We start from the raw sequence: 20,776 nt of genomic DNA on the forward strand, positions 1-20,776 counted from the left end.
GCCGATGCTAACGGGGCTGCTAATATCCTCCGCAAAGTAGAGATACAGCTAGGTCTTGATCTAGCCAAGGTCAGTAGGGCGTTTTTGACTGCGCCATCCAGGGTTTTCCTCTGGAACTCTAAGAAGATGAAACGGAGGGACGCGGCTTTAGCCCGTCCCGCAGTATCCTCTTAGAATCCCCTGCCTTTTTAACCAGGGGAGAAGTCAATTTCCCAAAACGGCATCTGGGCGTTGAGTCATGCGCCGTCGCCGTCCACGCTGCTTCAGCCATTCGGTAGCATCGTCGATGAAGGAATACACCACCGGCACTACCACCAAGGTTAACAAGGTTGAAAGCAGCAACCCCCCTAGAATTACAGTAGCGATGGGGGAATAGGCATCCATACCGATTTCTGGGAAGAACGCCAGCCGCACGATGACGATAACGGTGGTACAGGTTGTCATGGTAATCGCTTTTAACCGAACCGGACCTGCCATGCGAATCGCCACGTCGCGGGGAACCCCTTCTTCTCGTTTCGCCAGGATCAACTCTAGCAGCAGGATTGCTGCGGATAGAGACAAACCGGATAGGATGACAATGCCCAGAATTGAAACGCTTGAAAGGGTTTGATCTGCCAAAATCAATCCACCGAAGACACCGACTAATTGCAGGGGAACCGACAGCATCATCACCAACGGTTGAATAAACGAGCCAAACTGAATGACGAGAATCAAATAAATTAAAATCAGTGATACAACCAACCCTTTGAGCAAACGGTCAAACTCGATCATCATGTCGGTCATATCACCCATGGAATCGATACCATAACCTGGGGGAAATTGCAACTCCATTCCCGCCCGCATCGCGATCGCCATCGACAAATCCATGGAAGCCAGACCCCCTTTCCGGTAGTAACCGTTGACATACACCACCCGTTGACCATTAATATGCTCAATCACGGTAGGCCCATTATGCCGTTCCAATGTCGCAACAGTTTTCAGGGGAACCTGTTGTCCCATCGGTGTGGTAATGTATGTGTTTGCCAAATTGCTCAGGGTGCCACGTTCCTCCTCCTCGTAGCGCACCAGAATCGAATTTTGCCGCAGATTGGGGCGGTTGTAATAGCGGCGGGTAAAGCCACCGGTGAGGGCGTAGCGGGCTTGTTCTGCTACCATTCGCACATTCATTCCCAGTTCTTCAGCGCGGCGGCGATCAACTTTGATCTGATATTCTGGCTGAGTTAGGGCTGAACTGGTTTGGGGCATGACTAAACCGGGCGTATCTGCGGCGATACGGAGGACATCTTGGGCTAAACGATGAAGTATGTCTAAATCCTCCCCATACACCGCAAGCTGAACCGGAGCCGCAGAGGTTGCCATTACGTCTACACCCATCTCTTTTAAAGCAATACGGCGCAAACCGGGAATAGTACGGCGGGCTTCAGCTTCGACGCTATCCATAATTTCCCAGATGTCACGGTTGCGATCGCCCTTGAGGGTGACAATCACAGAGGCGGAGTTAACGCTGCCCATCGTGTAGCCGCTGAAATAGGTACTATTACGGGTGAGTTCAAACCCTGTTTGGGAGGACACTTTGGCGATGTCCGGTTGGGCGAGTAAAATCTGCTCAAAGCGGTAGGTACTTTCATCCGTCTTAGCAAAAGACGTACCCGGTTCCATCTCCAGCGATGCCATAAACTGACCCGAATCCCCCAGGGGCATCATTTCCTGAGGCACAAAGGGATAAAGTGCGATCGCCAACACAATAGCAGATCCCGCGATCGCTAACGTCACCTCCCGATTGTTCATACAGCGATCCAGCAGCCAACCATAGCCCTGTTCGAGTTTCTCAAAGCCTACCCGCACTGGGGTCAACAGCCATTGCAACCACGTCTTTCGTTGGCGTCTTTGCTGGGGTGGCTTCAGCACAAATGCTGCAATTAGGGGAATCAGCGTTACCGACACAATCAGCGAGGCAATAAAAGCAAACACCATGGGCCACACGATGCCCACAAACATCAGTCCCGTCAACCCTCCCGCCAAAATCGTCGGTAACAGTGCTGCAATCATCACACAACTTGCCGCTGCACTTGCCAGAAACACCTCCCCCGTTCCCTGAATTGCCGCTTGTCGGGGGCGTAGCCCTTCCCGTAGTTTCCGCTCAATGGAGTCGATCACGATGATGGAATCATCCACCAGTTTGCCAATCGCCATCATCATCCCAATCAGGGTGGAGGAATTAAGGGACATCTCGATGGGAATAAAAGGCAAGGTGGAGAGAGCCAGAGAGGTAGGGATGGAGATCATGATCAGCGCCGTGGCGCGGAAATCTTCCAAAAAGATCAGAATCACCACCCCAGCCAGCAACACACTAATCAGCAGCTCTTGGAAGGTGCTATCAAGAATAATATTGACCAAATAGGAGTTATCATAAGCTTCTGCAAAGCTAAGACCCGGATACTCCGCCTGAATCTGCTCCAGTTCTGCCCGTACCTGCTTGATCACCTTCGGGGAACTCGAATCCGGCTTCTGAATAACGTTAACCGCCAAAGCCGCCTCGCCATTGTAGCGGTAGCCACTACGCCGTTCCTCAAACGTATCTTCTACGGTAGCCACATCTCGGATGTAAACCACCTGCCCATCCTGCTCCAAGATTGGGTAATCCATCACATCCGCCGCACTCAGCGCTCGTTTATCTGCCCGCACCAGGATTTCCGAGTCCCCCTGAGTCAGCACCCCAGCGCCCTGGCTGACGTTATTGGCATCAATTGCATCCCGTACTTGCAAAATTGATAACCCGTAAGCGGCTAACTTCTGTCGATCAACCACCACCTGAAGCTGTCGCCGATAGCCGCCGAAGATGGACACAGCCTGGACATTTGGCACTTGGGTTAGCCGATCAACGAGGGTGTTATCCGCAAATTCCCGTAGCTGCACCGGGTCCCAGCCATCTCCCTGTAGTGCCAGAGTTAGCACCGGACGGTTTAGGGGGTCAATCGGCAACACCCAGTAAGAACGGGAATTCAAGCCATCCAGTTCAATATCTCCCTCAGCAGCCGTCATGAGGCTCTGCACAGATTGCACCGCTTGATTGATATCGTCTCCCCAGGCAAATTGAATCGTCACTAAGGACATATCTTGCTGAGAGCTAGAGCGAATAAACCGCACATTATCCAGCACAGTCAGCCGTTGTTCGATGGGTTTACTAATATAGGTTTCAACTTCTGTGGGCGAGGAACCCGGTGCCATGGTGACAATCGACACCAACGGGCTTTCCACGTAGGGCATCATCCGCACGGGTAGGAGTATTAGACTCAGTACGGACAGCACTAGCACGGCAATGTACAGCGCGGCGACAATTACCGGATGCTTAATCGACCAACGAGTGAGAAAGGTTTTGATCATGGGAGCGCTGGGGGGAAATGTAGAGACGTGCCTGATCATGTTACTCAACTGGCACCGTGAGCAGAGTTTTACCCGCATAATCGGGGTCTTTAACCTCAACTTTAATATGCCACTCTCCCGCCATGCCAAAGTGAGTGTTGACCTGGAATTGTCCGGGTTTGTCCGTTGGTTCTAGTTCCACCATCGTAGTCATTGGCTCCATATTCGGCATGGGCATGGTGACATCTACCGCCACATCCTGAGCTGGCAAGGGTTCCTGAGTCTGGGGATCACGGACTTCTAGGATAAGTTCAGCCCCCCCTGACTTAAATCCCTGGGTGGGATCAGGGTTAACGATCGCAACCTCAATCTTGTCCTGACTACTCTCACCCAGCATCGGTACGGGATCGCCAGTGTCATCCACCACCGTCACTTGAGCATTGGGAACCAGACGACTATCTCCAGAGGTAATCACGCGATCGCCCATTTTCAGTCCCTGGGTAATTTCGATGCGATCGCCACTGATCATCCCTGTCTCAACCTGACGCCGTTGCACCTGATTGTCCTCAATCACCCACACTGAATCTGTGCCATTGAATTCTCCCACGGCGTTTCGAGGAACGGATATCGTATTTGCCTTGCGATTGGTGAGAATAGTCATCTCCAAAAACTGCCCGGATAACAGACGATCTTGAGGATTATCCACCACCGCTTCCACTGTCACCGTGCGGGTGTCATTGTTGGTTTGGGGGAAAATACTGGTAATCTTCCCAGTTAAAGGCTGATCGGTTACTCCGGGTACTTGGGCTTGAATTGGCGTACCAACCCGGACATATCCAGCATCCTCCTGTGCTACATTCGCTTGGAGTCGGACTCGTGAATAGTCGCCAATTTTCAGCACGCCCATACCGGGCTGTATAACAACGCCGGGATCAACCATACGAGTTTGGACAATACCACTAATCGGAGATTGCAATTTCGTGTAACTTTGCATTACCGTCGCTGTACCTACCTCCGCTCGCGCTTGACCCACCTTGGCGCGATTTTGATCCACTTCGGCGATTAGCCTTGCTCGTGCTGCTTGGGCTTTCCTAATCGCAGCTTGTTTAGCATTCACTTCAGAGGCGACAATATCCAAGTCATCTTGAGCGATCGCGCCTTCTGCGACTAAGGTGGCAAAGCGATTCTGTCGTAGCTGTAAATAATCCAGTTCAGCTTGCAAGCGGGCAATTTCTTGAGTTTGTTCTTCAATCTGGACTTGGCTAGCCCGCAACGAGGTTTCCATCGCATCGGCTTCCGCTTGGGCTTCTGCCAATTCCGTCGAGCGTTCAGTGGCATCCAATTGAGCCAACACTTGTCCCGCCTTGACGCGATCGCCGGGATAAACTGAATAATTGGTTAATTGTCCGGCAACCCGTGGATAAACAACCACTTCCTGATAAGGCATAATCGAGCCAGTGTAGGACACCTGTGCCTCAAATTCTCCAGGCTGCACTACCTCTACCGTCACCGGAATCGGGTTAAACGCACCATTCACCTGCATCATGTCATCATGAGACATTCCCGACATATCATGACCTTCCATCCCAGCCATCGAGTTAGTCGGTTTGATTTGATCGGTGATCAGTAAAATACTGCTACTGAGTACAGCGAAGACTCCTAGACCTAATAAAACCCGTCCGTATGTCTTGCGGTTAGACGGCTGTCGAACTTCTTGGTCTGGTTCGGACGTTAAAGAGTCAGGAGATTCAGATAAAGAGTCTGGAGCATTGGGACGAGACTCGTCAATATCCGAATGGGGTAGGGGAGGTTCCAGAGACATAAGACATTCAGTCTGGATCAGACTACTGAAGAATCGTATCTATTTAAAGGTATCAGTTAATTATGAAATCAGAATGAAATCATGACCGGGCGGATATCTGTAAGAGAAATTACACTGAACCTTGGCATTTTTGGCTCGCCTAAACTCTTGATTTACCGTAGGGTGGGCATTGCCCACCAGCCTTAAGTGAATTTAAAGGTTTAGAACATCTGCTACACGGCAACTCTAGCTGCTAACCACTTTCGCACTACACTAGATTTAAGTTGTAATACATTTAAATTGGAGCGAAGCGTGAAGCGCAGCTATAGCGTTAGCTTTCAGCTCAAGATTGCATCATCTGCCATTGCTTCTCCCTGTAAAATTCCCATAATCGTTCGCGTTACAAATTCCACATCCTGTGGCACTCGATGCAACGGTAAATATTCCACCACATGATGTGCAGCCCGATCATACAGACCAAATCGCCAAATTTCCCCACTGGAAACCGCACCATACAAAATCGGACTCTCACTTTCTACCCAGCGATCCAGCGCAATCAATTCAACAGCAAGCTGAGTAAAGCCTTTGGTCAAATCGGATTGTTTCGCCTCAATGATGAGAAGATTACTCGGACTGGGAATATAGTAATCCAAGGAGCCTTTTAACCAATTGCTAACATTAACCGTATACTCAATATTGATTGAACAGTCTAAGCGATCGCAAATCCGATCAATCAGTGGAAAAATTAATGCTTCCCGGCGTGCTTGTTCAGTCGTTGTATTCACCCGTTTAAGCCTGCGCCGCATACTCTGTGCGAGTTCAGGTAACCAATCGAGTTCACATCGCGTATAGGGGAGATCTTCGCGATCAGTGCGCTCAAGCGTACAGCCCAAATCTGCCAAAATATCTTCAGGTGAAAAAGGCAAATCAAAATACTTGCTAAAGGTGTAGGATTTGTTTTGATCTAAAACCTTAGCCATGGTGTCAATCTCCTCAAGAAACGGCGATAATGATGGTAGGAAAGGATAGTTAAGGCAAGCCTGATAAACAGAGCTGGTAATAAAATGTAGTCAAGATAACCCACCCACGCGGCTAATTCTTGCCCGAATGCGATCATTTCCTGTAACATGATTTGACAGTGAATCGGTAGCCCTTACCGGGAACCGTTTCAATGGGACAATTGCAGCCGTAGCGGGCTAGTTTGCGGCGCAATAAACGTGTATGTGCCGCTACAACATTACTCATGGGTTCGGCGTCTAGATCCCAAAGCTGATGGCGCAGCTTACTACCGGGAATGATGCGATCGCGATTTTGCATCAGGTAGGTGAGAATTTGAAATTCTTTGGTAGTCAAGGAAATTGTCTCAACAGATTGGTCAATTCGGCAAACTTGGAGGGTGCTGTTGGCAGGATCGAGGGTGAACCCACCCACGCTTAAGATTTGGGGGTGTAGCTGGGGTGAGCGCCGCTGCAAAGCGCGTAACCGTGCCAGTAATTCGTCCATGACAAAGGGTTTGACCAAATAATCATCGGCTCCAGCATCCAACCCCGCCACTCGTTTATCCGGTTGACTCAGGGCAGTTAGCATCAGTACAGGTAAGGCATTGTTTCGCGATCGCAACCGCTGACATAACTCTAACCCCGATAGTCCCGGCAGTAACCAGTCTAAAACGGCTACGGTGTAATCTGTCCACTGATACTCTAGGTAATTCCACGCCTGAGTGCCATCTTGTACCCAATCCACCACATATTTCTCACTGACTAAGACTCGCTTAATTGCTGCGCCTAAATCCAGTTCATCTTCAACTAACAGAATTCGCATAACTTCCGAGTGCAATCGTATCAGAGCAGGAGCGACGTTAACTAATTGTATCGAGGTTGATGCTATTTCACCTAAATTTCATCCTCTCTAGACCCGACTTTAAGGAACTTCAGTTAAACCTTTTTCTAACTCAGTTAAGTAATTTCATGTCCTTTCTTGAATGGGTGATCGCGTCTCTGATATTCTGGGAGTCATTATATAATCAGCTAAGGTATCCTAAAGTTCTAATGCATATTCACACTCTTGAACAATGGCAACATTCTCACGACTTCTCTGTTAACCAGTATCATGCCGAGAAAAATACCCAGATAGTCATGTTTCTGACAGCAGTCACAAGAAATAAGTTTCCGGCTCTGTTGAATTAGTTTAAAGTCCAAGACGTTAGCTATACCCCTTATCCTGTCTGGCTTTCAGCTAATTCCAAAGGAGTCGCAGGTGAAACCACCAGCTATAGACGTGGCGTGGCTGGTGAACTGACTAGGGTGAAAAGCAACGCAGGTAATGTAAAATAAACACAGGTAGCAGAGATTATATCAAAATGGAACATAATTTTTGTTCAAATTGTAATGCAAGTTCAGGCTTGTCTATATTTGATTGTTTGCACAGAAAAAATAATCGATATTGTCCTTATAAATTAGTGAAATCCAAGTCAGCATCAGGTAGAAAAACGTTAATTTTTACATTTTTTTTACTGACGGTATTCGCTTTAATTGGTATTCAATCTGGATTCTTTGGGGGAATCATTCTATTTTTATTGTTTGCATTATTAATTTGTACAATAGCTTATTATCACGCAAATACAATAGTTGATTATTTTCATTCTGAGTCTACAGGATCAGAATTAGAAGTTTCAAGGTTGAGAGGCGCTAGATTGCCTTTCAGGTACATATTGACCGTAGACGAATTTCTTGATATTAAAGTTTTGCCGACCCAATTAAACTATCCAGGTAGCATTGTTGATATCGATGATTACCGTGATGCAAAAGATAAAAAATTTTTAGACGATGAAGCGGTGACAGCCTTGACTAATGCCTTAATTGTTTTAGTAGTCCAAGGGTTTTTAGGCATAACCCGTAAACGTTATTTACTTTTTGGCAAAAGAGGTAGTTTTAAGTTACTTAATCAAATTTATTTTGTCTGTAAAGTACCATATCAGAAAAATAAAATCCAGGTAATCAATGGAGATTTAGAGAATTTATTGTTAGAAAAAATAAGTCAAGATGCAATAAGTGTTAATAACCTTTTTAATTGCATTTTTCCTAGTACAGGATCAAGCTCCCCTGATAGTCAATGGTTGTTTGAATCGATTCTAATCAAAGAAGTGGAACGAAAAGGCTGGGGTAATACAAGGAAAAAATATGTTTCTGGAATGCTCTCGAAACGTGTTTTTATTGAATTAAATGAGTTGCATAAACAGCAGATAAAAATAGAGAAAGAAAAAGTCAAAGAATTATCCAGTCAAATACAAAAACAGTATCCTAATCTTTTGTCAAGTTTAAAAGAACAAATACGATGGGGATTGGATGGAGACCCATAGAATTCCCCTTGAGATCACCTAGAGTTACAGAATACTATTTACACCAAGCCAGAATATCGATAGTGTCATGAAAACTCCCGACTATTGCCCTTTGCACCATTGTTGGGGAATGGGCGCACGCCGTGCGCCCCTACAGACGGATTAATGAACGGATGGAAACCCCAATCTAATCAAAACCTCTACAGCAGTGAATCCACCGATGATTGCGGTGCGGTATTCACCGGAAAACTCGTCTTAACCACCGTATTTTTTTGTTTGGGCATCAACCGCTTACCAAACTTGGCATAAAGTGCAGGAATCACCAACAATGTCAAGGCTGTGGAGGTAAACAAACCACCCAAAACCACAATTGCCAATGGTTGTAAAATCTCATTTCCAGCGCCACTGGCGATCGCTAACGGCAACATTCCCAATGCTGAGGTGATTGCTGTCATCAAGATGGCGTTCACTCGTTCTAGAGAACCGTTGACAATTACGGTAACTGTACATTTTGGCGAATTTGAGCTTGAATATCACCAACCACACTGCCCAAATCCCGTTCAGCAACGTTAGCGGAAACGACAATTAAGCGGGAAACATCTTCCCGATTCACCACATTCGCGCCCATGCCGTAATCTACTTCAGCCACGGTACTCAGGGGGATGGTTTCTCCCGTGGGAGTGGACAGGGGAATCCCACCAATCGCATCTAAACTGTTACGCGCCTTTTCTGTCAGTGAGACATAGATATCAATAAGCTGCTGGTTTTCCGCTACCTGGGACACCACTCGACCATTCAGAGCCGTTTCTACCACCTCTGACAATTGTTCCATGCTTAATCCATAGATCGCCGCCGCCGCCCGATCATAGTGGATTTGCACCTGACGTATGGGCAGTTGGGGTTCAAGCTGCAAGTCTACAACCCCAGGAATCGGTTCTATAACATCGCGCACCTGTTCACCAATCTGGCGGAGTTCGATCAAATCCGGACCAAAGATTTTTATCGCGATCGCACTTCTGACTCCAGAGAGTACCTCATCCATGCGGTGGGAGATAAATCCGCCAATATTAGGGGCGACACCGGGCAACTTTAGGAAGGCTTCGCGCAGGTGTTTAACGCTGGCTTCCCGGTCTTTCAGCGCCCGATCACTCAGTTCCACATCAACGTGTGCCATACTCACTCCAGCCCCATCAGCATCCCCAGGAGCGCGTCCCGCCCGTACCTGCACCCATTCATAGAGGGGATTGTCCTGAAGTGATTTAGAAAGCGCTATCCCTGCCCGATTTGTCATATCCAGGGACACACCCGGAAATAACACCATCGAGTTTACCATCGACTTTTCCTGAAATTCCGGCAGAAACACCCGTCCTAGGGAAGGAACGATCGCACAAGCCGCCACTAAAGCCGCCAGTGCCACACCTAAAATAATTTGGGGCGATCGCAAGGAAACATTCAGCAACGGGCGATAGAGCCGTTCTGCCCATCGGGATACAAACGTGCCTTCTTGGGGCAAGGTTTGATTTGCCAGCAAAATCGCACAAAGGGCAGGAGAAAGAGTCATCGCCACCAGTGTAGAAGCTGCGATTGACAGCAAATATGCCAACCCCATCGGCGCAAAAATACGTCCCTCCACGCCAGTCAAACTAAAAATCGGTGCGAATACCACAATGATGATCACGGTGGAAAAAATCACCGCCAGCCCGTAGCTATTTCTAGCTGAGGCTAATCAACAAGGGCGCTTTTCACACGCCCCGCTTCTATCCGTTAAGGATGAAGCGTGGGTTGTTGACACTAATTCCAATACGACTCGGATAAGCTCTAACAGGACTTACGCAGCCCCACCATATATATTGGTTAAGGTGCGTTACGCTAGGCTAACACACGATGGCGTCGTGGCACACCTAAAATGGTAGATTAGAATTGTAGGGGCGCATGGCGTGCGCCCGGTTTAAACGTCAAATCTATTCCACAATTTTAGCTGTGTCAGCCCACTACAGATATGGTCTTTGCGTAAGTCCTATCTAAATGTAATTTCTGCTTCCTACCTTCTGCCTTCTCATCTAAAATCGCTACAGTTTCTCAATTTCTTCTATAGTCAACCCTGTTCCTTGTGCAATTGTGTCAGGATCAACCCCTCTTTGTTTTAATGTTCTGGCTATGTTAATCTTTTCCTGCTGTTTCCCTTGCTCTATTCCCTCTTTGAGACCCTCTTCTAAACCCTCTAATCTTCCCTCTAATCTTCCCTCTGAGCGCGAACCTTGTAGCATACTGATTTCATAGCGTCGATTTTCCATAAATCTCAGATAGTTGGCTCTTTCTTCTTCACTCAAGCTATCGACGAGTAAATTTTCCTTCGCTTCCGCTAAACCTTGGGCGGTAAATTCCTCTTTGATTTGGCTCTTTTTCAAGAAATATATCCATTCATCTAGGGTGGTTTTCGCTACGTCGTTAAAGTTGTTGACTTTAATGACATAATACTCCGGAAAAATCTCATGTACGTCTTGGATATTAAACAGATTCTGCTGGTTTATTGATAGTCCTAAACGGTCTTCTAGGTGCAAACCCCGAAAATCTAATATTCCTTTATAAATATAATCATTCCCCTGTCCCAGAGAAAAGTAGACGACGTTCACTGAATAGACTTTTTTCACATTTCCATACGGTTCTCCTTTTTCCAGGAAGTCGGTAATTAATCTGGCTGTGCCGTAGAGCATCCGATGAAAATAATCTTGCTCTGTATTGTTTTGCACTTCAATGAGAATCAATTCACCCTGGTCATTTTCCGCCAGAATATCGACTCGACTTAGCTTGTCATCCTCGGTTTGTTGATTACTTTCACTTTCAAGTATTGATTGGATCTTGATGGGTTTTCCCAATAACTCGCTCAAGAAACCCGCCAAAACACCGTAGTTGGCTTTGTTTCTCAGTAATTTTTTAATCGCCCAATCAAATCGGATGTGTGTTTGGGACATAACGGCATCGATGGGAACGTTTACTTGCTCTGATAATTAATCATAGTTCATCGTTTCTCATTTGTAAGGCTAATTTAGCTGCCCCGACTATTCCCGCCTGATTCCCTAACGTCGCGGTAAGTAACTGTAAACCTGTACGAGAACTGGGTAACACTCGACGTTAAATTTCTGGGTGTTTCAATCGGAAAGGTTTGTACTTGACCCGCCAACGCCCACAGGCGATACTCGGTGGGTTGACCATTTTTGGTTGCCACAGAACCAGACGCGGCGGTACGTCAGGCGAGGTGAAGGCTGAGTCGATTAGGTTAGGCGGGACATACCCAAAATCACCAGCATTCCTGTTTCAGTGGGAATAAAGGCATAAAGGGAGTCAGCAATTGAACGGGGTAGTTGAATCGAATCAGCGATTTCTAGCAATCGTTTCCGTTCACTGGGAACCGTGTAATCATGAATTAGGGGATTAGCGGCTTTTCCGTGCGATCGCAAGAGGAGGGTCAATTCATTTTCATCAAACGTTACATTCAGGGTTGACCGCCTAAATTTTTTTGCCCAATTCAGACAGATTTCATGCTAATTTCATACTGTTTTGGCATAATAACAAAAACTGATTCATTCAGCTCTCGCCAAGTGGAATTAAAGCATCATGGATTTCCGAATGAAACTGGCACGATCAATGCGAACAGTCATCAAAACAACGGGAATTAGTGTGCTTTTGTTAACAGTTGCTGCCCGTTCGTTATTGGCACATGGTTCAGAACCTCACTCCCAGACCCCAAAAACCCCCGCTTCTACCTCCCAAACTGCCGAACAAGAGCAGCAAAGCCAAAAGGTGGAAACCCCCGTTCAATCTGATATGCCCAACGAATCAATGCCCACAACGGCTCCTGATGAATACTCCATGACTAGCCAAGCATCAACTCTCATGCCCACAGGACTGGGAGAGTCAATCTTTGTCTTGTTAATGGGTACTCCCTTAGGACTATTTTTCTGGAAACAGCGGAGGTGATCAAACTGATATGTCTGTTTTAATCAAACGCTACACGCGCCAACTGCATCGCGCTCTCGCGCCAATTATGCTTTTTCCTCTGCTGTTGACACTGACCACAGGTTTGCTCTTTCAAGTTGCATATAGCTCCGAAAACACTCGCAGGACAACGATTTTGTGTTGGATTAAACCCTCTTCCCTTCTGCCCTGGAGCCTCCTGCCTTCTGTCTCTTCCCCACCCACCACAAGACTTATTCAGCAGCCCCTAATGAGGTGGGTGTAGGAGATGTCACGGAACTTCCCACCAAAGGCAATCGCAGGGTGAAGATACTGCCAACGCCTAATTCACTCTGTACCTGCAAACTACCGTGGTGTGACTGCGCGATCGCAGCCGCAATTGCCAAGCCTAATCCCGAACCCCCCGTATGGCGAGAGCGATCGCTATTCACTCGATAGAAGCGATCAAAAATCTGTCCTTGGTCTTCTGGGGTAATGCCAATCCCGGTATCTTTAACTTGGATCACCCCATAATGATCACTCTTGTCTAAAATAACCGTTACGTTTCCCCCGACTGGCGTGTATTGGATGGCATTAATAATTAAATTAGACACTAAGCGATAAAGCTGTTCCTCATCCCCGATCGCCGCCATCGGAATTCCCACTCGTACCTCAGAACTCAGCGTGATCTGAGAAGCAACAGCTAAGGCGGCTAATTCCTCAACTAAATCACTCACCAAGTCATTTAGACAGCACTTCTGACGTAGCACCGATACAGGTTGCCGATCCAGGCGAGACAACAATAGCAAATCCGCAACCAACTGACTTAGCCGCCGATTCTGTCGTTCAACAATGTCCAGGATGTTTCGTGCCTCTTTTTCATCTAAGTTGGGCATCAACAAAGCCGATTCAACTGTCGCCAGTGTCGCGGCGACAGGGGTTCGCAACTCGTGAGCCGCATCAGCGGTAAATTGTTGGATTTGCTTGTATGATTTGTAAATGGGTTGCATGGCTAACCCCGCTAACCCCCAACTGGCAACGCCAACAAGAATCATGGCAATAGGCAACCCCAATCCCAAAATTAATTTCACTGTACTCATGTAGTCATTAATGTCTCGCACAGAACGCCCTACCTGTAAGTAGCCCCAATCCTGCTGATCCTGGGTATGTAGGGATAGGGAAATTTGCTCGTAGGTGTTGCCCTCTTCATCGGATACAGTGTGCCAAGATTCCTGGTTGAACACGAGGGGTAATCCGGCTGGATCAGCCCCCGCGATCGCCACCAAATTGCCTGACTGATCAAATAGCCGGATGTAGTAGTCTCCTTGGTTAACAGCACTGAGCCTGTGGCGTTCACCATTCACCCGTGCTGGAGAGCAGTTTATCTCCACTAAACAAAGATTCGGTAAAATATCCCGAACCCTTGGCTCCACTTGTCCAGGCTGCTTCAGTTTTGACTCTAGGCTGTCATGGAGTGTCCCGGCTACGGATTTTAACTCCCGCTCTAAGGTGATTAAATGAGCATGAGCGATCGCTTCATAAACCCCAAACCCCAACAGGCTCAAAATGACACCCATGACGAAGGCATAGGAGAGTGCCAATTTTCTACGAGTCTGGCTAAATATAGCGTTTTCAAATGAAATGTGCATCTAGTACAAGAAGGCAGAAGTCCGAAGGCAGATGGCAGAAGGCTATAAGGAACATAATGTAGCTGCTTTTAAGGAGCTTGTTAACTGGTTAGTATTTTAAGCCGCGCTGCACTAGATTGTCTTTTCTTTGCTTTCAAAAAAACTCCTTCTCTCTTTCATTGCCTATTGCCTATTGCCTATTGCCTTTTTACCAGGTTCCTGTGTTTACGACCCAAATGAAAATGCTATAGCTTATTTTGATGCATCGTTGCCCACATTAAGACGGTATCCTACACCGTGTACCGTTTCAATTGGAATCGCGCAGCCGATTGATTCAAGTTTGCGGCGCAGCAAGCGAATATGTGCCGCCACGACATTACTCATGGGTTCTGCACTCACTTCCCAGAGCTGATTGCGAATTTGGTCGCTAGTCACCACTTGATTGGGATGCCTCATGAAATACTCTAGAAGCTGGTACTCCTTATTAGTCAGCGGCACCTCCTGTTTTTCTCCCTGAGCCGCGACACGATAAACTGTTCGAGTCCCGCAGTCGAGCGTCAGGCTGCCTACTTGAAGTTGTTGGGGTTGGAGTTGAGGCGATCGCCGCTGCAACGCCCTAACTCTGGCTAGCAACTCTGCCATTCTAAACGGCTTGACTAAATAGTCATCTGCTCCCGCATCCAAACCCGCCACCCGGTCTTCCAAGCGGTCTTTTGCGGTTAGCATCAAGACGGGCAAGGAACTTTTTTTCGCACGCAGCCGACGCAGTAGCTCTAGTCCCGATAGTCCGGGTAGTAACCAGTCTAAAATAGCCAACGTATACTGCATTTCCTGATTTTCTAAATAGCCCCAAGCTTCAGTACCATCAACAACCCAATCAACCACGTACTTTTCTAGACTTAACGCTCGCTTAATGGCAGCCCCCAAGTCTGGCTCATCTTCAACTAGCAACACTCTCATAGACTTAACCTGTCAACGCTTAGAGTAAGCTTCAATTTTTAGACTACAACGCTACTGACGGTAGATGACTGAATTACCAGTTACCATTATTCCAAAATAAGGTGAAATGGAGATTAAATTAAACAGGGTAAGCAGGGAAAAATTTGTCCATCGTAATTAGCATCTGATAAATATCACTGACATAAGATAATTTAGATCACACAAGCCCAACCATTAAAACGTTTATATAGTTTATATGGTAAGAATAGAGCGATAAATTAGACATCTCCGACCAGTTAAAATGAAACAAAAATAAAATTTTGTCTAGAATGGTTTATTTTTCAATGCAATTAGACATAAATATTTATAGTTGAGGACTTTTTTAGTAGAAGAGAATATCCGTAAATCATATTTAATTAATAGATAGATAACCCGTATTAAGTATAAGTCAAGGAGTAGACATGGATTGTTTTTCAGGATTGTCACTAACAACTAAAATCATTTTAATATTGTCCTTAATAGCGACAATTGTTGTCAGTGTAACCTTCATAGTAACCTTCATAGTGGCAAGTATAGTTCTAGCGACTACTGCCTGGCCTGTGATGACCGCGATCGCTCTAGGTCTCTTTATTATAAGTCTCAACTACCACTAAACAATCACCTTGTCGGTTGACACTACCCTTCTGATGAATAAGGACAGCTTGCGTTTGACTGGAGAGACTTGACTCTAGTGATCGCATCCTACCTTGAGATTAGTCAGGATTTCTACCGAATAGCATAAAGAGATTTCATACTGAATTCATTTGTCTGTGACATACTGGCTTATTAGTCACTCAACGAATTGAGACATAGTAACTCAGTTCGCTCTTTACGAAGACTTTATCCGGGAAGCCCCCAATGGGAACAGAGTTTCCCGGTTGACACTCCACCTAACTGGAGAGTCTAAGTTTGAAGTAGAGTCCCAACCCCAAGCAAAGAATTAATGGTGAGGTTTTAATTATGCTCAAACGCCTAACTTCTTGGATGCATCAACAGTCAAGTCCCCTGCTGTTATCGGGAACCGAATCAACCATGTCAAAGATAAATCGCCGAACGTTTATTGCTCTGAGTGTAGCTGGAGCTGGAGTGGCTTTAGGAACGAGCTGTGCAATCGGACAAAATAGCAAACAAACCTCAAAATCACCAATTGCCGGATCTTCACTGCATCAAAGCCGGGATGGTTTACTAGAACTTGACCTAGAAGCCAGTTCCGGTGCTGTTGATTTGGGGGGTCAGCAGGCGTATCTTTTGACCTACAACGGACAGATTCCTGCTCCTCGTTTGGAAGCTAAACCCGGAGATACCGTTCGCATCCACTTCACCAACAATCTCTCCCAACCCACGAATTTGCACTATCACGGATTGCACATTCCGGTTACGGGAAATGCGGATAATGTCTTTCTCAGCATCGAGCCGGGAGAAAGAACTGACTATGAGTTTACGATTCCCCAAGACCATCCGGCTGGCACATTTTGGTATCATCCCCATCGTCATGGCTTAGTCGCCGAGCAGCTATTTGGCGGTTTAGCGGGTTTATTTATTGTGCGCGGGGAGTTGGATGACATTCCCGAAATTCAAGCCGCTCAGGAAGAATTCCTGGTTCTCCAAGATTTTGCCTTGGATGAGAACGGGCGAATGTTGCCTTCAAATCAAATGTCAGCGATGACGGGACGGGAAGGACAACTGATCACGATTAATGGTCAGCTTAACCCAACATTATCCATACCCGCTAATGGTTTACTCCGATGGCGCATCCTTAATGCTTCCCCGTCTCGTTTTTATCGGCTGTCTCTGGACAATCATCCCTTTTATCTGATTGCTACAGATGGCGGTTCCTTAGCCGAACCTGTAGAACTGTCAGAATTGCTGCTAACACCTGGACAACGAGCCGAAGTGCTGGTGCGGGGGGATAGAAACCCAGGACAATATTCCTTGCGGAATCTTCCCTATAATCGAGGCGGAATGGGGATGATGGGTGGTCAAGGCATGATGGGTGGCAGAGGTAGGATGGGTGGTCAAGGCATGATGGGTGGTCGAGGCATGATGGGTGGTCAAGGTATGATGGGTGGTCGAGGCATGATGGGAAGAGAGGACAACGCCCCAACAGTGTTAGCCACTCTCAATTACGAAAACGCTGTAGAACCCGTTCCTCTACCCACCAAACTCTTATCCATACCGACGTTACCTGAACCCCAACAGGTGCGACGCTTTCAGCTCAATCACGGGATGGAGCCGGGGATGGGCATGGTGTTTCTAATTAACGGTCAACCTTACAAGAGCGATCGCATCGATACCCAAGTTCAGCTTAATACAGTTGAAGACTGGGAAATCGTGAATACGGGAATGATGGATCATCCCTTTCACATTCACACCAATTCATTCCAAGTCATCAGCCGCAATGGGAAATCAGAACCTTACCCAGCTTGGACAGATACAGTTTTAGTTCCTAGAGGGGAAACTGTCCGCATTCGCATTCCTTTCCGAGATTTTGCAGGCAAAACTGTTTATCACTGTCACATCCTTGATCATGAAGATTTGGGGATGATGGGCAATCTGGAAATTCAGACGTAATATCATATCTGGTTGAATACTCACATTTAGGCACAGACAAGCCACAGGGCAGAAGGGTTTTTACTGATTAAACACCATCGCCGGATCAAGGCGCGTCACTTTCTGAATCGCGAAAATCGCCGAACCGACGCACATTCCCACGGTTATCGCCAAAACTGCGATCGCAGAGACGGGGGTGATCAGAATCACAATTCCCTGAGTCGCTGATGTCCACAGGGCTACGCTGTAACAGAGAATCATGGCTGGGAGATAACCCAGAATCGACATCCACATCGCCTGTTCAATAATCACACCGTAAATACGCCAATCTGACGCGCCGATGGCTTTAAGCGTGCCAAACTCGGTAATATGGTCAGAGACCGATGAATAAAGAATTTGACCAACAATAATCACACCCACTACAACACCAACCACCGCCCCCATTCCGAGGATAAAGCCAATACCCGTTCGTTGTTGCCAAAAGTTTTGATTCCTTTTAATAAATTCCTCGCGAGTATAGGTACTGACATTCGGTAACGCTTTCTCTAATCGTGCTTTCAGTTGTGACAAATCCTGATCCGGTTCTGCCGCAATTAAAACATATTGAATCAAGTCAGAAGCGACTAATGGATTCGGTGGCGGTGGCGGTTGATTCCGCAGTTCGGCTTCCGATACCCTCGAATAGGTATTGGTACAAATTAAATCCTCAGCACCTGAGGGCAATTTACAGGAGAGTTCCGACTTTTGACCCGATGTTAAGAACGCATTCGCACTGGTTAGGGAGGTAAACATGAAGGAATTGGACACAATCGATGCATTCCCTTGGGTGAAACCTACCACTTGGGCGGGCAAGGAATTGACACGGGCAATATCCCCAATCTGTTGTACATTCAGGGAATCTTGGTTGGTTGCATCGACGATAATTTTATAGGGTTCAGTTAAGTCCCTGACATCGCCTTGCACTAGATTGATGGGTTGAAATAATTGCCCATTGGGGTCAAATCCTACAACTCTGACGCGGGTAATTTCCCCTTGGGGTGGATTCCACAACGCGCCACTAAAAATCAGGGCTTCGGCTTTGGCAACGCCTTCCACTTTACGGGCGGAGATAACATGAGATAAGGGAATGGGTAGTGTTAATTCAACTTGCACCAATTTATCCGATGCTACCCAAATATCTGCGTTAGAATTATAAATTAACTGAGCCGTGGATTGGGTAAATCCATTAAAAATACCTGTTTGTAAGGTAACTAAACTCACTGCAAACATAATCCCGGCTTGGGCGACTAAAAAGCGGGGAATGTCTTCAAGTAAGTTTTTCCGGGCGAGAGAAACCATTATAGTTTTAAGGGAACAGGGAACAGGGAACAGGGAACAGGGAACAGGGAAGCTGGGGGAGATGAAAATAGGTACAGGCACATCAGCTTATTCCTGACCTTCTGCCTTCTGCCTTCTGCCTTCTGCCTTCTGCCTTCTGCCTTCTGCCTTCTGCCTTCTGCCTTCTGCCTTCTGCCTTCTGCCTTCTGCCTTCTGCCTTCTGCCTTCTGCCTTCATAACTCATGCTTCATCTTCGGAGGGCCACAACAAGCGAACTGCCATTAATGCGAAACCCACCGCCGCGATCGCTTTGAGAATTCGCACCGGGAACAGTTGCGCCACGCCTCCCCCAGCTAATACGCCAATCAACGTGGCTAACAGCAGTGCGGCTACAGCCCCCAAGAATACGGCACGAGGCGACTTGAGGCTACCCCCAAGCGCGATCGCCGCCAGTTGGCTTTTGTCTCCAATTTCGGCTAAAAATACGGTAATGAAACTTAATCCTAGTAATTGCCAATCCATACTATTAAAATCTCTGTGATTCAGTCGGGGCGGGTTTAGTCACATCTGGGTGAAAACCAAATGATCGGAGTAAACCCTACACACTCCAAATTGTTTCATCCCAGTTGCACCACATCCCATAGCAGCATAACGGAAATGAAGAGTAATAATGTCCCGGCGGCGGTTTCCAGGGTTTTGGGCGGTAAACGCTTGGCTAACCAGGTTCCCAGCAAGACACCGACTAAGCTAGTGGTAATTAGTGCGATCGCCGCACCTGTAAACACAATCCACGGGGATTGAGATTCTGCACTGATCAGCAGGGTAGCCAGTTGGGTTTTATCGCCAATCTCAGCTAGAAAAATGGTTAGGAAGGTGGAACTAAAGATACCCCATATCCCCCGTTGGCGCTTGACGATGGGACGCAAACTGTTCGGAGTGGGGGAAATTGGTAACTCAGACGGATCAGAGACATCTTTGGGGGCTGGATTCATCAATGAAAAGGGTGCTGTCAGAACAAAACCGACGATGGGCAGGGAAGATAGTTTCACAGGAGGTTCCCAACTTACGTCAATCTCCTTTATAGTCTCATATTCTCTTCATCTTTGCAGAACTTTACAAAATGGACTTAAACCGGATTGGGTTGTCCAGACATGGCGTGATCGAGGTTATCGAGAAGGCTGGCTTACATCCCAGCGCGGCGGAAGTAACTCTCCAGTTAAAAAAGGTGCAAAATCTTACGGTATAAGCTTTCTGCCCTTCTGCCTCCTGCCTCCTGCCTTCTGCCTTCTTGCACTAGCCCTCTACCCAAGGGACATGGTCTCACGGGCGACTGCGGTGTGTAAAGATTTTTGCCGAAGCTGATCGCCACCGTTTTTTTAGGGCTTATTCTGAACATGGGGAATTGGTGATGATTGAAGGCTGATTTACAGGGAAATTCGAGATATTTCCGGAAATAAGCTGGCGTTGAGACACCACTCAATCAACCTCTGAGGAAACTTTCCCCTATTCCTAGGCGTTGAGAAACATCGCTATCCGAGGCGAACCATGTTAAAAACAGCGCAAATATTACAGGGACGTTACCAACTGCAACAGCAGTTAACCAATAATGCAGGTCGTCAAACTTGGTTAGCCCAAGATTTGAACTCATCGCCCCCGGAACCTGTCATCGTCAAACTACTGGCGTTTAGTCCTCAGATGCAATGGGATGAGTTTAAGTTATTTGAACGAGAAGCGGCGGTTCTTAAACAACTGAATCATCCCCAAATTCCTAACTATCGAGACTATTTTTCCCTGGATAAGGAAATCGGTGCCCGATTGTACTGGTTTGGTTTAGTACAGGAGTATATT

At 46.9% G+C, this 20,776-nt stretch carries 16 protein-coding genes and 3 pseudogenes; 4 read left to right on the top strand and 15 right to left on the bottom strand.

Translation table 11 applies throughout. The annotated features are described in order from the left end of the window. Positions 1 to 204: 204 nt before the first annotated feature. The 5 genes from RIE73_RS18330 to rppA (RIE73_RS18350) form a co-directional block, all read right to left on the bottom strand. The gene (locus RIE73_RS18330; RefSeq protein WP_446402557.1) at positions 205 to 3,381 is read right to left on the bottom strand and encodes an efflux RND transporter permease subunit; all 3,177 of its coding nucleotides are present in this window, start codon (positions 3,379 to 3,381) and stop codon (positions 205 to 207) included. 43 nt (positions 3,382 to 3,424) lie between these two features. Continuing rightward, a complete protein-coding gene (locus tag RIE73_RS18335) occupies positions 3,425 to 5,185 on the bottom strand; it encodes an efflux RND transporter periplasmic adaptor subunit (protein ID WP_446402545.1) in 1,761 nt (586 codons plus the stop codon). A gap of 317 nt (positions 5,186 to 5,502) precedes the next feature. Beyond that, positions 5,503 to 6,144, bottom strand: a complete 642-nt coding sequence (locus RIE73_RS18340) for a hypothetical protein (protein WP_446402546.1) — start codon at positions 6,142 to 6,144, stop codon at positions 5,503 to 5,505. Then, positions 6,129 to 6,293: a mercury resistance system transport protein MerF gene (locus RIE73_RS18345; RefSeq protein ID WP_446402547.1), complete on the bottom strand. Its 165-nt coding sequence runs from the start codon at positions 6,291 to 6,293 to the stop codon at positions 6,129 to 6,131. Before RIE73_RS18345 ends, RIE73_RS18340 begins: the two co-directional genes overlap by 16 nt. Next, on the bottom strand, positions 6,278 to 6,985 hold the full coding sequence (gene rppA / locus RIE73_RS18350) for a two-component system response regulator RppA (protein WP_446402548.1): 708 nt from the start codon (positions 6,983 to 6,985) through the stop codon (positions 6,278 to 6,280). The genes RIE73_RS18345 and rppA (RIE73_RS18350) overlap by 16 nt, the downstream gene beginning before the upstream one ends. A gap of 538 nt (positions 6,986 to 7,523) precedes the next feature. On the opposite strand from rppA (RIE73_RS18350), the gene RIE73_RS18355 reads away from it, so the two are divergent. After that, positions 7,524 to 8,522: a hypothetical protein gene (locus RIE73_RS18355; protein ID WP_446402549.1), complete on the top strand. Its 999-nt coding sequence runs from the start codon at positions 7,524 to 7,526 to the stop codon at positions 8,520 to 8,522. A 179-nt stretch (positions 8,523 to 8,701) separates the two neighbouring features. On the opposite strand, the pseudogene RIE73_RS18360 reads toward RIE73_RS18355, so the two are convergent. The 4 genes and pseudogenes from RIE73_RS18360 to RIE73_RS18375 form a co-directional block, all read right to left on the bottom strand. Further along, positions 8,702 to 10,200: pseudogene (locus tag RIE73_RS18360) on the bottom strand (efflux RND transporter permease subunit); the annotation flags it as partial. A 370-nt stretch (positions 10,201 to 10,570) separates the two neighbouring features. Further along, positions 10,571 to 11,473 (bottom strand): Rpn family recombination-promoting nuclease/putative transposase, encoded by a 903-nt coding sequence (locus RIE73_RS18365; RefSeq protein WP_446402550.1) that lies wholly within the window; start codon positions 11,471 to 11,473, stop codon positions 10,571 to 10,573. A gap of 40 nt (positions 11,474 to 11,513) precedes the next feature. Continuing rightward, positions 11,514 to 11,633: pseudogene (locus RIE73_RS18370) on the bottom strand (ROK family protein); the annotation flags it as partial. Positions 11,634 to 11,773: 140 nt separating this feature from the next. After that, positions 11,774 to 11,971, bottom strand: a complete 198-nt coding sequence (locus RIE73_RS18375) for a hypothetical protein (protein WP_446402551.1) — start codon at positions 11,969 to 11,971, stop codon at positions 11,774 to 11,776. Positions 11,972 to 12,146: 175 nt separating this feature from the next. On the opposite strand from RIE73_RS18375, the gene RIE73_RS18380 reads away from it, so the two are divergent. Then, positions 12,147 to 12,479: a hypothetical protein gene (locus RIE73_RS18380; protein ID WP_446402552.1), complete on the top strand. Its 333-nt coding sequence runs from the start codon at positions 12,147 to 12,149 to the stop codon at positions 12,477 to 12,479. A gap of 230 nt (positions 12,480 to 12,709) precedes the next feature. On the opposite strand, the gene rppB is transcribed toward RIE73_RS18380, so the two are convergent. Both rppB and rppA (RIE73_RS18390) read right to left on the bottom strand, forming a co-directional pair. Further along, positions 12,710 to 14,104, bottom strand: a complete 1,395-nt coding sequence (rppB, locus tag RIE73_RS18385; protein ID WP_446402553.1) for a two-component system sensor histidine kinase RppB — start codon at positions 14,102 to 14,104, stop codon at positions 12,710 to 12,712. A gap of 231 nt (positions 14,105 to 14,335) precedes the next feature. Further along, positions 14,336 to 15,043, bottom strand: coding sequence for a two-component system response regulator RppA (rppA, locus tag RIE73_RS18390; RefSeq protein ID WP_446402554.1), 708 nt, complete (start codon positions 15,041 to 15,043; stop codon positions 14,336 to 14,338). A 1,050-nt stretch (positions 15,044 to 16,093) separates the two neighbouring features. On the opposite strand from rppA (RIE73_RS18390), the gene RIE73_RS18395 reads away from it, so the two are divergent. Continuing rightward, a complete protein-coding gene (locus RIE73_RS18395; RefSeq protein ID WP_446402558.1) occupies positions 16,094 to 17,632 on the top strand; it encodes a multicopper oxidase family protein in 1,539 nt (512 codons plus the stop codon). A gap of 60 nt (positions 17,633 to 17,692) precedes the next feature. Here RIE73_RS18395 and RIE73_RS18400 read toward each other — a convergent pair whose 3' ends face one another. The 4 genes from RIE73_RS18400 to RIE73_RS18415 all read right to left on the bottom strand — a co-directional run bounded on the left by RIE73_RS18400 (position 17,693) and on the right by RIE73_RS18415 (position 19,920). After that, the gene (locus RIE73_RS18400) at positions 17,693 to 18,949 is read right to left on the bottom strand and encodes an FtsX-like permease family protein (RefSeq protein WP_446402555.1); all 1,257 of its coding nucleotides are present in this window, start codon (positions 18,947 to 18,949) and stop codon (positions 17,693 to 17,695) included. Between the two features lie 87 nt (positions 18,950 to 19,036). Next, on the bottom strand, positions 19,037 to 19,165 hold the full coding sequence (locus RIE73_RS18405) for a hypothetical protein (RefSeq protein WP_446402556.1): 129 nt from the start codon (positions 19,163 to 19,165) through the stop codon (positions 19,037 to 19,039). 3 nt (positions 19,166 to 19,168) lie between these two features. Further along, on the bottom strand, positions 19,169 to 19,450 hold the full coding sequence (locus tag RIE73_RS18410) for a TMEM165/GDT1 family protein (protein ID WP_006102145.1): 282 nt from the start codon (positions 19,448 to 19,450) through the stop codon (positions 19,169 to 19,171). A 95-nt stretch (positions 19,451 to 19,545) separates the two neighbouring features. Further along, complete coding sequence (locus tag RIE73_RS18415; protein WP_446402559.1) at positions 19,546 to 19,920, bottom strand: TMEM165/GDT1 family protein; 375 nt, start codon at positions 19,918 to 19,920, stop codon at positions 19,546 to 19,548. Between the two features lie 553 nt (positions 19,921 to 20,473). On the opposite strand from RIE73_RS18415, the pseudogene RIE73_RS18420 reads away from it, so the two are divergent. Continuing rightward, positions 20,474 to 20,776 (top strand): annotated as a pseudogene (locus tag RIE73_RS18420) (serine/threonine protein kinase); the annotation flags it as partial.

This window comes from Coleofasciculus sp. C1-SOL-03 (assembly GCF_040220555.1).
Lineage (GTDB): Bacteria > Cyanobacteriota > Cyanobacteriia > Cyanobacteriales > Coleofasciculaceae > Coleofasciculus.